This is a genomic window from Leucobacter faecis, assembly GCF_054456695.2.
In genome coordinates, this window is sequence record NZ_JBTJER020000006.1 from 175,631 (window position 1) to 189,804 (window position 14,174).

At 66.9% G+C, this 14,174-nt stretch carries 14 protein-coding genes; 6 read left to right on the top strand and 8 right to left on the bottom strand.

Annotated elements, in window-relative coordinates; all coding sequences use genetic code 11:
- Positions 1 to 6 precede the first annotated feature (6 nt).
- The 3 genes from ACXR2W_RS08750 to ACXR2W_RS08760 are packed head-to-tail and all read right to left on the bottom strand — an operon-like array spanning position 7 to position 1,997.
- Entirely contained in the window at positions 7 to 495 is a 489-nt protein-coding gene (locus ACXR2W_RS08750; RefSeq protein ID WP_458814409.1) for a hypothetical protein, read from the bottom strand.
- Entirely contained in the window at positions 492 to 1,295 is an 804-nt protein-coding gene (locus ACXR2W_RS08755; protein WP_489948842.1) for a helix-turn-helix domain-containing protein, read from the bottom strand. The genes ACXR2W_RS08750 and ACXR2W_RS08755 overlap by 4 nt, the downstream gene beginning before the upstream one ends.
- A 48-nt stretch (positions 1,296 to 1,343) precedes the next feature.
- Positions 1,344 to 1,997: a helix-turn-helix domain-containing protein gene (locus ACXR2W_RS08760; protein WP_458814405.1), complete on the bottom strand. Its 654-nt coding sequence runs from the start codon at positions 1,995 to 1,997 to the stop codon at positions 1,344 to 1,346.
- A 30-nt stretch (positions 1,998 to 2,027) separates the two neighbouring features.
- Between ACXR2W_RS08760 and ACXR2W_RS08765 the strand changes: the two genes are divergently transcribed.
- The 3 genes from ACXR2W_RS08765 (at position 2,028) to ACXR2W_RS08775 (ending at position 4,410) form a co-directional block, all read left to right on the top strand.
- On the top strand, positions 2,028 to 3,362 hold the full coding sequence (locus tag ACXR2W_RS08765; protein ID WP_458814403.1) for a molybdopterin molybdotransferase MoeA: 1,335 nt from the start codon (positions 2,028 to 2,030) through the stop codon (positions 3,360 to 3,362).
- A 106-nt stretch (positions 3,363 to 3,468) separates the two neighbouring features.
- Positions 3,469 to 4,116, top strand: a complete 648-nt coding sequence (gene mobA / locus ACXR2W_RS08770) for a molybdenum cofactor guanylyltransferase (protein WP_458814401.1) — start codon at positions 3,469 to 3,471, stop codon at positions 4,114 to 4,116.
- Between the two features lie 12 nt (positions 4,117 to 4,128).
- Positions 4,129 to 4,410 (top strand): DUF6457 domain-containing protein, encoded by a 282-nt coding sequence (locus ACXR2W_RS08775; RefSeq protein ID WP_458814399.1) that lies wholly within the window; start codon positions 4,129 to 4,131, stop codon positions 4,408 to 4,410.
- A 102-nt stretch (positions 4,411 to 4,512) separates the two neighbouring features.
- Here the strand turns inward: ACXR2W_RS08775 and ACXR2W_RS08780 are convergent, their stop codons facing one another.
- The 3 genes from ACXR2W_RS08780 to ACXR2W_RS08790 all read right to left on the bottom strand — a co-directional run bounded on the left by ACXR2W_RS08780 (position 4,513) and on the right by ACXR2W_RS08790 (position 7,063).
- Positions 4,513 to 5,226, bottom strand: a complete 714-nt coding sequence (locus tag ACXR2W_RS08780; protein WP_458814397.1) for a CE1759 family FMN reductase — start codon at positions 5,224 to 5,226, stop codon at positions 4,513 to 4,515.
- 213 nt (positions 5,227 to 5,439) lie between these two features.
- Positions 5,440 to 5,880, bottom strand: coding sequence for a MarR family winged helix-turn-helix transcriptional regulator (locus ACXR2W_RS08785; RefSeq protein WP_458814395.1), 441 nt, complete (start codon positions 5,878 to 5,880; stop codon positions 5,440 to 5,442).
- A 16-nt stretch (positions 5,881 to 5,896) separates the two neighbouring features.
- Positions 5,897 to 7,063 (bottom strand): CE1758 family FMN-dependent luciferase-like monooxygenase, encoded by a 1,167-nt coding sequence (locus tag ACXR2W_RS08790; protein WP_458814393.1) that lies wholly within the window; start codon positions 7,061 to 7,063, stop codon positions 5,897 to 5,899.
- A gap of 165 nt (positions 7,064 to 7,228) precedes the next feature.
- On the opposite strand from ACXR2W_RS08790, the gene ACXR2W_RS08795 reads away from it, so the two are divergent.
- From ACXR2W_RS08795 to ACXR2W_RS08805, 3 genes are read left to right on the top strand one after another with little or no spacing between them, the layout of a single operon-like run.
- Positions 7,229 to 7,948 (top strand): ATP-binding cassette domain-containing protein, encoded by a 720-nt coding sequence (locus tag ACXR2W_RS08795; RefSeq protein WP_458814391.1) that lies wholly within the window; start codon positions 7,229 to 7,231, stop codon positions 7,946 to 7,948.
- Positions 7,949 to 8,001: 53 nt separating this feature from the next.
- Positions 8,002 to 10,527: a YhgE/Pip family protein gene (locus tag ACXR2W_RS08800; protein ID WP_458814389.1), complete on the top strand. Its 2,526-nt coding sequence runs from the start codon at positions 8,002 to 8,004 to the stop codon at positions 10,525 to 10,527.
- A 14-nt stretch (positions 10,528 to 10,541) separates the two neighbouring features.
- The gene (locus tag ACXR2W_RS08805; protein ID WP_458814387.1) at positions 10,542 to 11,108 is read left to right on the top strand and encodes a TetR/AcrR family transcriptional regulator; all 567 of its coding nucleotides are present in this window, start codon (positions 10,542 to 10,544) and stop codon (positions 11,106 to 11,108) included.
- On the opposite strand, the gene ACXR2W_RS08810 is transcribed toward ACXR2W_RS08805, so the two are convergent.
- Positions 11,105 to 12,544, bottom strand: coding sequence for a hypothetical protein (locus ACXR2W_RS08810; RefSeq protein WP_458814385.1), 1,440 nt, complete (start codon positions 12,542 to 12,544; stop codon positions 11,105 to 11,107). The genes ACXR2W_RS08805 and ACXR2W_RS08810 overlap by 4 nt on opposite strands.
- Before the next feature lie 264 nt (positions 12,545 to 12,808).
- Positions 12,809 to 14,011 carry a pyridoxal phosphate-dependent aminotransferase gene (locus tag ACXR2W_RS08815; protein ID WP_458814383.1) on the bottom strand — a complete coding sequence of 401 codons (1,203 nt, stop codon included), beginning with the start codon at positions 14,009 to 14,011 and terminating at the stop codon, positions 12,809 to 12,811.
- Between the last annotated feature and the right edge of the window lie 163 nt (positions 14,012 to 14,174).

A 14,174-nucleotide genomic window follows, 5' to 3' on the forward strand; every position in this document is an offset into this window, starting at 1 on the left:
TTTCCGTCAAGTTAGAAGCTGTACCATCGGCCCTTCGTATTGTTGAGTTTGATCTCCACGAAATGCAATTGATTTCAAGCCTAGGCTCGCCGCGATGAAGAGATGTAAGTCGTCAGAGATGCTTTGGTTGGGCTCGATAGGATCACCGGCTTCGACCTGACTCAGCATGTAATCACTGGCCTGTTTGAGTCCGGCGACCTGATTCTCTTCTCCGACCGTGTGGCCAGCGACGTGTCCGCCCGATATGAGCGTGATGATCTCGGGCTCGGTGAAGGCAAACCCCTCCAGGCGTGCGTCGCTATAGAGTGTGCGAGATTCTCGCAATTTATAACGAGCAACCGCTCTGGCCCTACCCGCTGGTGTGATGTGCTTCACATCACTGCTTAGGTCAGCCCAAATGGGCTCAGGTATTGCAATCACCTCACCCTGTTGAGAAGGGTAACGTCTGAGTGTCGTCTCCCATGACTCCTGGCGTTCGTTGTCTGAGCCGCTCATACTGTTGCCCTGGACATGAACATTTCTGCGCCCACCAGCAGTACGTCTACCATGCGGTCGCCATTGCCCGTTCGCAGGCACGACACGACGGCTTGCCGATATTCGCTCACGAGGCTGTGTCGCACGTACAACCAGGGAAACCCTTTATGGAGTAGATAGCTATTAATGAGATGTCGGGCAAGCGTCGGGTCAGCGCCTGCAGACACCGCGCGTACGAGCAGGTCGAGGGCTTGGTGCGCGGGCTCCAAGTGTTCGTATGGAGAAATCACGCGCCCATTTGCCGCCAGTGTGGGTAGCGTGCCCTGATTGGAGGACTGCTGTATTGCGGTCTGCGCCGATTGCACGATCTCGCCTAACCTGTACAACTCCAGTGGGTCATCATCGTCGCTCCCCACGGTGGTGCCCTCAACCCGTGTCTTCACTGCGCCCCATGAGAGTGAGAGGCGCTCAGCGTTCACGTCAGCGTCAACAAGCATGGCAAGTTCTCGTGTTGCAGTTCGAACCGCCACTCCGGGTGAGAGGTGCAGCGCGTCCAAACGTGCCACGAGACCACGATCTAGGTAGGCCTGTTTTGGCCCGGTTTTCAGCGCAATCAACTCGAGGCCCAGCGCCTCGGCGATACGTTCGGCCGTATCAACACGCGGTATTTTCACGTGCCGCTCATAGTTGGATAGCGTCGATCGAGAGGTTCCTGCCCGTTTGGCAAGCTGAGAGACGGTGTCTCCGTGCGCTTCACGCGCCGCATGCAGCTGTTGAATCAACATAAATGCCCCCATATCCGATTGGGTACACCTTAACATTTTGGCGCGAGGTACGGGCCGCGAGGGCCCAGCCCCTGCCACCCGCCCCTACTCGGTGGCGGCGCGGCCGGTGGGCCGGTAGCCAGTCGGCAGCTTGTGGCACAGCTCGATCCGGCACAGATCTTCGGTGACGAAGGGACTCAAACGACCGAGCTTGAGCGGGCCGTCGACGTGCGTGAGCTGGTCGCGCACGAGCGTCGCGTGCACGCTGCAGATGGTGCGTTTTTCGGCCTCGAGCATGCCCGCGAATTTGCAGGGAGCCACATCGATTGTGAGCCCGTCGCCAGTGATCTGGGGCTCGAGCCCCACGTCTTCGAGGTGTGTGTACAGTGTGTCGACCTGGTGCGCCGCCGCAGCGGGCAGCTCAGCGGTCTGATCGAGGTGGGGCGCAATCTTGCGCAGCATGTCGCCCTGCGCGCAGGCGCTCTCGGTGCGCTGCGCGGCGACAGGGTTCTCGTGCGCCCGCTCGACGGGATCAAACACGACGGGCGGTCTGCCGCGCACGCCGGTAGCCACCGGGCGGCTCGTGATGAGCCCCTCGGCTTCGAGCACGCGCACATGATCCCGGGCCGTGTTGATGTGAATGCCCACCTCTTCGGCGAGCTCGGCGAGCAGTCGGCCCGGGCGCCGCTGAATGGCATGCATCAGCTTGACGCGGCTGAGCTGGGTGAGTCCGCGGTAATCCTCGATGCGACGGGGCATACTTCAAGAGTAGATCGAAAGGCGGCGAGCGTGGCAATTTCTCCCGAAACTCACCTGGCGTGCATCCTCGAGCAGGTCACCCCCCTGCCCACTGAGCGGCGGCCGATCGCGGCGGCACTCGGCCGCGTGCTCGCTTCGCCGGTGCACGCGGCGCACGCGCTGCCGCTGTGGCCCAACTCTGCGATGGACGGCTATGCGCTGCGGGCGGCAGACACCTCGGGTGCGACCGCCGAGGCTCCCGCGCAGCTCACGGTGCTCGGCGAGGTCGCCGCGGGCTCGGCCTGGGACCCGCCGCTCGCCGCTGGCGAGTGCGTGCGCATCATGACCGGCGCCCCGCTGCCCACCGCTGCCGACGCGGTCGTGCGGGTCGAGGCGACCCTCGGCGACCGCGCGGCTGGTGACCGTACCGCTGCTGGTGACCGTACCGCTGCGCCGGATCGTGCCGCGCACGCCTGGGCCGACCGCGCGGTGCGGGTGACCACGCAGGTCGCCCCGGGCACAGACGTGCGCAGTGCCGGCGAAGACTTGGCCGCGGGCGACCTCGTGGCAGAACCAGGCGCAACCCTCACGGCCGCCCGGGCGTCGGCGATCGCCGCGGCCGGCATCGCGGACGTGCTGGTGCGCCTGGTACCGCGCGTTGCCGTGCTCGTAACCGGGGCCGAGTTGCGCCCCGCGGGCACTGCGCTCGAGCGCGGCCAGATCGTCGAGTCAAACTCACTGCTCGTGGGCGGGCTGCTCGCCGAGTCGGGGTTTGCCGATGTGCACATCGAGCACAGCGTCGACGACGTAGCGGCGGTGCGCGCGCGACTACAAGATCTGGGGACGCGCTACGACGCGATCATTACGACGGGCGGGGTCGGCCCCGGCACCCGTGACGTGATGCGCATCGCGCTTGAAAGCGAACCGGGCGTGCGTGCCGTACGAGTGGCCGTGCGACCCGGGCAGCCGCAGTGCACGGGCCGACTTGCAGCGGGGGCTATGGTGTTTGCGCTGCCCGGTAACCCCGTGAGCGCCGCCGTGAGCTTCGAGCTTTTCGTGCGCCCGGCACTGCGCGCCATGCAGGGGTGCGCAGACACGGCGAGGCAGCGTCTCACCGCGTACGCCGCGGCGGAATGGCGGGGCGCCGCAGGCAGGCTGCAGGTGTTACCCGTGCGATTCGTTGAGGCGGTGAGCGAGCCGGGCGCCGAGCCGGGCGCCGAGACCGCGACACAGGCCGATCTCTGGTGCGAGCCCGCCGTGCACGCGGGGCGGGTGTCACACTCGGTCGGCGGGTTTGGTGCTGCCGAGGGCTACGCGCTCGTCGGGCCCGAGACCGGCGACGTTGGGCGAGGCGATCGCGTCACCGTGGTGCGGGTCACACCGTAACGCTGAGGCACGGTGTTAATAACACTGACGCGCGGCATCAATGCCTGCAAAGTGGCCGATCATGCGGCATAGTGGTCTCAGGCTATGCCACCGAACGGAGGCTGCAGTGTACGAAAAGACTCAGGCGCACGATGCCGGGTTCGGCGCGACATTCGACGCGATCGTGCTCGCTGGCGGCCGCGGGTCGAGGCTCGGCGGCGTCGACAAGGCAACCCTGGAGCTCGCGGGCGAACGCCTCGTCGATCGGGTCGTACGTGCGAGCCGGATCGCAGGCGCCGCGCGCGTGATCGTTGTCGGCCCGCAGACGGCCGGCACCGGAGCAGATGTCGTGCTGCGCGAGAACCCCGAGTTTGCGGGGCCGCTCGCCGGTATCGCCGCTGGCATCACCGAGGTGACCGCACCGTGGGTGTGGGTGCTCGCGTGTGACCTCGAATACCCCGAACGCGTGTGCACCGTACTCGGTAAAGACCACGCTTTAGCGCAGACTCAGGCGCGAGCAGACAGCGAAGCCGACGGCACCCTGCTTGTCGACGGCGCGGGCAAACCGCAGTGGCTCGCCGCAAACTACCGGGCCCAAGCGCTCGCCGCAGCCTGTGCAGAGATGGGACACGAGGTCGTCGATGCGCCCGTACGCCGCGCACTTGCAGGGATGAAACTGCGCGAACTGCGCGTACCAACGGCGCTCGCCGCCGATATTGATACGCCTGAGTCGCTGGCCGCGGCCCGGCTGCGCTCGAGCGGTTCCACCGATTGAAGGGACATAACAATGGCGACACACCTGCCTCCCGAGGCGCTCGACGAGTGGCTCGTCGCGGCGGCGGCCCAGCTCGGGCTTGAGCCCGGTCAGGTCTCGATACCGGTCGTGCTTGACGTGGCCAAAGACGTGGCGCACGCGGTCGCGCGCCCGGCCGCGCCGCTCAGCACGTTTCTGCTGGGTCTTGCGCTCGGCCGCGCGTCGGCCGACGGCGTCGCGCCTGGCGAGCTGCAACGCTTGGCCGGCCTGCTGTCGGCACGTGCCGCACAGTGGCAAGACGCGCACCCTGCTTGACCGGGCATTGAAATAACGAGTCGGCACGTTAAAAGCGCTTTTACCGTGCCGACTCGATATTTCGGTGCCGGATGGTGCGGCTTCACGGTCGAAAGCGCGCGCTTAACCGCCGGTCGCCAGTCGCATCAGGTCTGAGTCGAGGTTGATGCCGAGCTCGGTGCCGCCGGCGCTACCGTATGAGTGCTGGTAGGCGCCCCATGCTTGACCGCGCACGGCGCCTCGAAACCCGCCCGTGACGAGGGCGAGCAGCTCGGTGGCGGCGCGATCGGCGCGTTTGCCGAGGTCGTTGCTCGTCCAGTCGGCGGGTTCGGCGAACACCGAGGTGGGTACTGTCACGGTGCGCAGGTAGGCGAAAAGGCCGCGCAGCTGGTCATCGATTACGAGGGCATGCCTGGCGCTGCCCGCTGTGGCCGCGAGCGCGACGGGGGTGCCGATGAGCAGGTCGTTGTCGAGCACCTGGAAGAACGACGTAAAGAGTCCGCTCGCACCAGCTTTGTACACAGGGGTCGCCGCGACGATGGCGTCGGCGTCGCGCAGAATCTCGCTCGCCGCTGTGAGCGCCTCAGACTCGTGCCGAGACACGAGCGCGGCGGTGATGTCGCCGGCGATAAGCCGCAGGTCGACGACGCGCACCTGCACCGTGATGCCCTGCTGGGCGCCGAGCTTCGTCACGGCGTCGGCCACGCGCTGGGCCAGCATTGTCGTGGTCGAGGGGTCGCTCGTGCCCGCGGTCACCACCGCGAGATTCACGGTGCTGGTGGTGGGAATCGAGGCGGGCGTTGCAACAGGGGCGACGCCATCGAGGGGTGCGTTCATGTCGGTGCTCCTTCAAGATTGAGGACGGGTAGAGCGTTCGGGGTGGGGCGCCGCCAGCGAGCGCATCGGGGCCGCGTGGCGCGAAGCGACACGCGAGGGGTCCCCGCTCTAAGCGAGCGGCGGCACCCCACCCCGAACGCGGCCGCAAGCCAATAAGGCCGCAAGCCAATAAGGCCGCAAGCCAATAAGCCCGCAAGCAAACCGATCCGGAACCTAAGAAACCAGCTTCTTGCAGATGCGTTCGAGCTCGCCGAGCTCTTCGGTGGTGAGCACACCGCCCACATCGCGGGCGATGCTGCGGGCGTGCGCGCGGCCCGCGTCGCGCTGCACCTCGGCGCCTAGCGCGGTGAGCGAGATGCGCACCGCGCGCCCATCGGCGGGGTCTTGGGCGCGTGCCAGGAGGCCCCGTGTGATGAGCCGGTCGACCATGCGTGACAGTGCTGGCTGGCTCAGCAGCACGCCCTCTTGCAGCTCGCACAGGCGCAGGGGTTCGTCGGCTTTTGCGAGCGTGTACAGCACGTCGTACTCGCGCATGTTCACGTCGTGCCACATGCTTTCGCCCGCGAAGCGCTCCATGAGCGTGGCGTGCGCGGTCATGAGCGCCTCCCACGACTGGTTTGCGAGGCGCACGTCGTTGCGGGTGGGGCTCGTCATGGTGGGTCCTTCGGTGTTAGTTGCTGGCGGCGGGGTTTAAATAGGGCGATCCGCCCGTGACGTTGTCACCCCGGTTGGCGGCTGGCCGTGGCTGGCGCGGCTCGGCATCGCCGTACTTTGCACGTACCAGGGTCTCATGACTGGGCGTCTCGGGCACTTCGGGGTCGCGGCGTGCGGCGAGTTCACGCCGCAGCACGGGCAGCACCTCGCTGCCGAGCAGGTCGAGCTGCTCAAGCACGGTCTTCTCGGGGAGGCCGGCGTGGTCGATCAAGAACATTTGGCGCTGGTAGTCACCAAAGATGTCGCGAAAGCTGAGGGTCTTGTCGATGACCTCTTGCGGGCTGCCGACCGACAGCGGTGTCTGCCGCATGAAGTCTTCCATGCGCGGGCCGTGGCCGTACACGGGCGCCTCGTTGAAGTAGGGGCGAAACCCGTCGAGTGCATCCTGCGACTTCTTCGCGATGAACGTCTGGCCGCCGAGCCCCACGATCGCCTGCTTCGCGCTGCCGTGACCGTAGTGCTCGTAGCGCTCGCGGTAGAAATTAATGAGCCGCAGTGAGTGCTCGCTCGGGGCGAAGATGTGGTTTGAGAAGAACCCGTCTCCGTAGTACGCGGCTTGCTCGGCAATCTCGGGGGTCCGGATCGAGCCGTGCCACACAAACGGTGCGACGTCGTCGAGCGGACGCGGGGTGCTCGTGAATCCCTGCAGCGGGGTGCGAAAGTTACCTTCGTGGTCGACGACGTCCTCCCGCCACAGGCGGTGCAGCAGGTTGTAGTTTTCGAGGGCGAGGGGCAGCGCGCTGCGAATGTCCTTGCCAAACCACGGGTAGACGGGGGCGGTGTTGCCGCGGCCGAGCATCAAGTCCATGCGGCCACCGGCGAGGTGCTGCAGCATCGCGTACTCTTCGGCGATGCGCACCGGATCGTTGGTGGTGATGAGGGTGGTGCTGGTGGAGAGCTTGAGTGTCTTCGTTTTCGCCGCGATGTACGCGAGAAACGTGGTGGGGGTGGACGAAAAGAACGGGGGGTTGTGGTGCTCGCCGATCGCAAACACGTCCATGCCCACTTCTTCGGCGTGGGTGGCGATGCGGGCGAGCCCCTGAATGCGCTCGGCCTCACTGGGGGTGTACCCCGAGACGGGGTCACGGGTCACGTCTGAGACCGAGAAGATGCCAAATTCCATGTTGTGTGCTCCTGCGGATTGGGGGCCGATGTGCCCAGTTTACATGCACTTGCATGTAAATGTAACGGGGAGCTCGCTGGGATATTCCCGAGCCTGACTTGACGGCCCGTGTCGGCGACTTTAGACTGACTAGTCAGTTCAAGTAATGTTACACCGAGGAGCCCCGTGCACACGCCCACCCTTGCCGAGAGCGGCGCCGATACGGCTGCCGACACCGCCCCCGTACTTCGCCTCGCGGGCACGAGCGTAGACGGCCCGCGCGGCCGAGTGTTCGGCCCGCTCGACGCGTCTACCGCAGCACCGGTCACCCTGGTGACGGGTGTGAGCGGATCTGGTCGCACTGCACTGCTGCTCACCATTGCGGGGCGTATGAAACCTGAGGGCGGCACGGTCGAGGTGCTTCGCGAGACGCGCACCGGCGAGATTCGGCGCATCACCGGCATCGCCGGGTTTGCGGGCATTGACGAGCTCGAGCCCGCCGTCACGCTTGCAGCGACCCTACGCGAGCGGCTCTCGTGGGAGCTGCCCTGGTGGCGTCGCACCCCGCGCATCACCGCCGAGGTTGCGCACGAGCTGCTCGCCCCCGCGTTCGGCCCCTCCTTTGGCTCACGTCAGCCCAATGAAGCCGCCCCGCACCCCGACGCCTCGCGGCTGTGTCGTGAGCTCGGCCCCGCCGACGACCTGCTCGTTCGCATCGCGCTCGCGCTCATCGCGCGGCCAGAGCTGCTCGTGATCGACGATCTTGACGCGCTGCGCGACCCCGCAGACCGGGCTCGGGTCGCCGCACGCCTGCGTGAAATCTCGCGCACTGTGCCCGTCGTCATCGCGACAAGCGACGCGCGTGACGCGGCGCTATTCGACGAGCCCGCGCGCATCAGCCTGTAACCGCACCACACACCACGTCACCACGCCAAACTTCACGAAACGAAACGCAAAACATGTCATTTCTCACCCGGGGCACCGAGCTTTCGCGGTTTAAACAGGGCACCATGCCCAAGATCGCGCTCGTCGTGCTACTCGTCATTCCGCTCATTTACGGCGCACTCTACCTGTGGGCGTTCTGGGCGCCCACCGACCACATGAACCAGCTGCCCGTCGCCATCACCAACCTTGACGAGCCAGCCAAGAAGCCCGGCGGTGGCAAACTCACCGCGGGTAGCGACGTCATTAAAGAACTGCGCGACGGCAAAGAGCTCGACTGGCGCGAGATGACCGCGAGCGAGGCCGAGCAGGCGATCGCCGACGGCGACGTCTACTTTGGGGTCACGATTCCCCAAGACTTCTCGTCAACGCTCGCGGGGCTGCAAGATAACCCCGCCGCGGGCCAAATTGGCGTCACCTACAACGACAACAACTCGTTTCTCGCCTCGACGCTCGGCAAGCAGGCCATGATGCAGCTGCGCGAAGCCGTCGCACAGCAGGCCACACAGACCGCCGCCGATGAGTTGCTCGTCGGCGTGCAAAAACTCACCGACGGTACGCGCGACGCCTCAGACGCCGCGGGCACCCTCAAGGACGGCACGAAGGCCGTCGCCGACGGCACCGAGGCGCTCACGGCGGGCCTCGGCGAACTCGCCGACGGCACCGCGCAGCTCGTCGCCAAGTCGCCCGAACTCACCAAGGGCACCTCAGATCTCGCGGGGGGACTTGCGATCGTGCGTGACGGCAGCGCGAAGCTCGCCTCAGGCGCGGGCACCGTCGCTTCAGGCGCGGGCACCGCGGCCACCAAGTCAGGCGAGCTGCGCGACGGCCTCGGCAACCTGCAACTCGGCGCCGGATCCCTCGCGAACGGCGCAAGCGAGCTCGCGACCGGCAGCGAAGCACTGTCGACCGGGGCGGGCACGCTCGCCGAGAGTGTCACCACCCTTGCGGCCGGCATCGCCGATCTCGCGACGGGAGCAGACACCCTCGCAACTGGAACGACTGCGCTGTCGGCCGGCGCGACCGAGCTGTCGACCGGGCTGGGTCAGCTTTCGACGGGGGTCGCAGGCGCTTCAACCGGAGCCGCCAACCTACAGGCCGGCGCAGACACGCTGAACGGTGGCGCCAGCCAGGTCGCGACCGCCACCGAGCAGATCGCGGGCCTTGCCACGCAAAACCCCGCAATGACCCTTGCGGAGCTCGACGCCGCACTGCAGGCACAGGGCAGTTCGCTCGCAGCCCTCGCACAAGGGGCAGGGCAGGTGCGTGACGGCGCAACGGGTGTGAGCACGGGCGCGACCGATCTCGCCGCGGGGCTCACCACGCTTGATACGTCGGCCGAGGCCGCCGCGACAAGCGCTGCAACCCTCGCTGAGGGAGCCGCCAGCGTCGACGAAGGTGCTACTACGCTCAAGACGGGGGCGGGCAAGCTCTCAGAAGGAGCAGCCAAGCTCGAGACCGGGGCGGGCACGCTCGCGACAAGCGCCTCCACCCTCGCGGGTGGCTCAGCCAAGGTGTCTGCTGGCGCGGGCACACTCGCCGAGGGCGCCGAAACCGCGCACCGCGGCGGCACCGAGCTGACGAAGGGCCTCACGACGCTGAGCGGTGGCGCACACGAGGTCGCCTCGGGCAGCACGACTCTCGCCGAGGGCGCGCAGGCGGCCCAGACCGGCGCCGACAAGCTCGCAGCGGGCGCGGGGGAACTCGCGGCCGGCGCATCGAAACTCGACGACGGCGCGCAGCAGGCGAGCGAGAAGTCGGGTGAGCTGGCGAACGGGGCGAGCAAGGTCGGATCCGGCGCGAAAACGTTCGCGACCGAGCTCGCGGCCGGAGCAGCCGAAGCCCCCGAGATTGACGACAACAGGGCAAGCAAGATCGCCGAGACGCTCGCGGCGCCGGTCGAGCTCGACGAGGCCACCTCGAACGAGGTGCAGGGCTTTGGTGAGGGCTTCGCGCCGTTCTTCATCGCGCTCGCGTCGTTCGTGGGCGCGCTCATCACCTGGCTCATATTGCGTCCGCTGCCGCGCCGGCCGTTCGCGTCGAACGTGTCGGGGCTGCGGTCGGTGCTCGCGGGGTTCTGGCCCGCCGCGCTGATTGGCGTAGGCCAGGTCGCGATCATGATGGCGGTGCTCGTGTTTGCGATCGGCATGCGGCCCGTGCACTGGGTGGGCATGACGGCGTTTATGCTGCTCACCACGCTCGCATTCCTCGCGCTGCAGCAGATGTTCATCGCGCTGCTGGGCACCGCCGCGGGCCGCGTCGTGAGCCTCGTACTGCTGATGCTGATGCTGTCGTCGTCGGGCGGCACGTACCCGGTCGAAACGACACCCGGTTTCTTCCAGGCGCTACACCCGTACATGCCCGCGTCGTACGTGGTGAGCGGGCTGCGGCAGCTCATTGGCGGCGGCATCGATGCTCGATTCTGGGGGTCGCTGCTCGTGATGGCCGGCATTCTCATCGGATCGCTCGCGGTGAGCGCCGTCGCCGCGCGCCGCCAGAAGGTGTGGACGATTAAGCGCCTGCACCCCGAGCTCGCGATCTAGGCCACACTAGAGACATGGCAAGAGTGAGCACGAAGCAGCTGATCACCGAGGCGGCGGTGCGGGTCGCCGCGCAGCACGGCATTAGCGGTGCCTCAATGGATCAGATCGCCGAGGCGGCGGGGGTCGCGAAGGGCTCCCTGTATTACAACTTCAAATCGAAAGACGCGATTTTTGAAGAGGTGATCCGGGCGGGCTTTGAGCGACTTGCGGCGGCAATCGATGCGGCCTCGGCCGTGTCAGACGCCGCCGCGGCCCCCCGCGCGGTCGCCGGTGCGACACTCGAAACCCTGCGCGAAAACCTCGACCTGGCCAAACTCATGGCCGCCGAGGTGTTTCGCACCGACCGCGCGTGGGCTGACTCGATGCAGCTCGCGCGCGGCCAGGTCGCGGTGCGCTACCGCGACGTACTGCGCGCCGCCCGCGTCGCGGCAGGCGTAAGCGCTCACGACGCGGAGCGCATCACCGTGACGGCGGGCGCGGCGTTCTTTGGTGCGCTCGCGGGCGCCACACTCGACTGGTTGCTGTTTCACCCAGACCAGGCGATCGACGAGGTGCTCGACCAGGTGATGCAGACGGCCTAGACGAGCTGCGCGGGCGAGCGGCCTCCAGACTGAGAGGCGTCGTACTCGCGGGCGCGCTGCGTCACCGTGAGTGCGACGACCGCCGCCGCGATGACGAGCAGCAGCCCAGCCGGCACGAGGTCGGCAAACACCCAGCGCGCAGTGACCGGCGTCAGCACCGAGGCAAAGTCAGTGTACGTGTCTGCACTCGCGTCTTGTTCGAGCAGGCCGCGTTCGGTAATTGTGAAGGGCACACGCGAGGTGACCTCACGGCCGTCGCGCGCGAGCGCTGTGATCTCAATCGTGTAGTCGCCGGGCGCATCCTGCAGGTCGAGCGGGCCCGAGGCGTCGCCCCAGCCGTCACGGTCTACGGTGCCGGTGGCAAGCTCGGTGCCGCCACTGTCGGTGCCGACCGGCAGCAGCGTGACGGTGAGAGTGCTGCCCGCGCGCAGGTCGCTGCCGCTCGCCGACCACTCCATACTGGTGTTGGTGTCAGCTGAAGCGTCGTCGTACACGCCACCCGATACCCACGGTGAGGAGCGTAGCGACCCCACGGCCGATGCGCCGTAGCCCAGTGACATGACGCTCGCCGCGGCCACGAGCACGATCGACAACACAAAGTTGAGGTTCTTCGCACCGACGGCTGCGCCGCGCGGGCGCAGCGGATCGGGTTGCTGCGCGATAGCACGCTGCGCTGCCCGTGTGCCCGCGACAATGCCAGCACCGATCACGGCGAGCACTATGGCCCACAGCCACACCTGCGTGGCAGAGCCGGTGACGTCTGCCACGATGAGCCCCGCGATGAGCGCGGCTGAGGCCGTGATCACCGGCACCGCAAACCCGAGTGCCGCGGTGCGCTGCGTGTCGCCTTCGTCAGGAGTAGCGGCAGGGGCGGCGGCAACGCGCGATACATCGACTGCACGTTGACTGTTGGCACGCGGCGTGAACACAAACCCCGCGAGCACGAGCGTCACCACGAGCGCCGTGTGCAACACGATCGGCAGATACAGGTTGACAGTCTGCGTGAGTGGCGTCGCGGGCGAGCCGCCGCCAATAAACCCGCCAAAAAACAGGCCTATGCAGGTGAACGCCGAGATGGCGGTGGCGACGATCAGGGAGGTAGCCGCGAACAACTGCACGGGCCGCGCAAGCGAGGTGAGTGGCACCTGCAAGCTGGTCGCGGCCGCCCGCATCGCCGATGTACGCCGCAGCGCCACGAGCGAGCCCAACCCCAACACAGCGACCGCCGCGAAGAACACGAACCGCGCAAACGACAGCGGCGTGGGGCCGAGCTCAGTCGTGTACCGCGCGGGCTCCCCGGCGCCCTGCAAATCGACGTAGACCCCCGCCACGAACAGCAACCACGCCCCGATCGCGCTGCTCAGCACGAGCATGAGCGCGCCGCGGGCGCCCGCCCGCCCCGAAACCTCGGGTCCAGAAACTACGGTGTTTGTCATGCCTGAATCCTACGCGCGCGAGAGCGCGGCGCGCGGCGGCACGGCAACATGATCCGGATCGAAACAGGGCCGGTACACATGCGCAAGCGCCCAGACATCGTGCGGCCAAAAGTGGGTGTTATCGGTCCTGATAACACCCACTTTTGGCCGCACGCCCTCTTGGCCAGGCTAGAGCACTTGTCATTCTGCGCGCAGTCGCAGAATCCAGAGTGGGTCCTGCGACTCGCTGCGCTCGCGCAGGACGACGGGTTGGGCTATGGCGCGTTACGCGCCGAGCAGCGCCTGAATGCGGCGAATGCCCTCGACGAGCGCGTCGTCGCCGAGCGCGTAGCTGAAGCGCAGGTAGCCCGAGGGGCCAAACGCCTCACCGGGTACCGCGGCAACCTCGGCCTTTTCGAGGATCAGATCGGCGAGCTCGAGTGAGCTCGTGGGCGTCGTGCCCGCGATCTCCTTGCCGAGTGCGGCCGTCACGTCGACGTACGCGTAGAACGCGCCCTCGGGGGTGGGGCAGTGGAAGCCCGGCACCTTGTTGAGTTCTTCGACGATCAGCTTGCGGCGGCGGTCGAACGCGAGGCGCATCTCCTCGATCGGTGCCTGGTCACCGTCGAGTGCGGCAGCCGCGGCGATCTGCGCGACATTGTTGATGTTTGATGTCATGTGCGACTGGAGGTTCGCCGCACCCTTAATGAGGTCGGCGGGGCCCGCGAGCCAGCCGATGCGCCAGCCGGTCATCGCGAAGGTCTTGGCGACGCCGTTGACGAGGATCGTGTTCTCGGCGAGGGCGGGCACCGCCTCGACGATCGAGACCGCGCGCACGCCGTCGTAAGTGAGGTTCTGGTAGATCTCGTCACTCACCACGAACAGGTTGTGCTTCAGCGCCCACTCGCCGATCGCCTTGGTCTCCTCGGGGGAGTAGACGGCACCGGTGGGGTTTGAGGGCGAGCAGAACAGCAGCGCCTTGGTCTTGTCGGTGCGAGCGGCCTCGAGCTGCTCGACCGTCACCTTGTAGCCCTGGTCAGCGCCGGCGAAGACCTCTACAGCGACGCCGTCGGCGAGCTGGATTTCTTCGGGGTAACTTGTCCAGAACGGCGAGGGAAGAATGACCTCGTCGCCGGGGTTCAAGATCGTCTGAAACGCTGAGTAGACGGCGTGCTTGCCGCCGTTGGTAACGATGACCTGGCTCGGCGCAATGTCGAGACCCGAGTCACGCTTCGTCTTACGGGCGATCGCCTCGCGCAGAACGGGCAGGCCGACCGCGGGGGTATAGCGGAAGTTCTTGGGGTTATCGAGGGCCTCGCGCGCCGCCTGCACAATGTGCGGGGGCGTGGGGAAATCGGGCTCGCCCGCAGCGTAGCTAATCACCGGGCGGCCTTCGGCCTGAAGCGCCTTTGCCTTACCGTCGACCTTAAGGGTGGCGGACTCAGCGATGGCTGCAATCTTCTTTGAGAGACGAGTGTTTTGGGTCACGTGACGAGTCTACTCGAGAGCACTGGCAGCGCCGAAGTTGCGTGCGAGGGCGGGGCGTGCTGCGGGCAGCGACACGCGCGGCACGCAGGTTTCTGGGCCCCCCAGTTCGACAACGGCCCGAGATTCGCGTATCGTAAACCTCGGTAGTTGACGTCTACCAAAC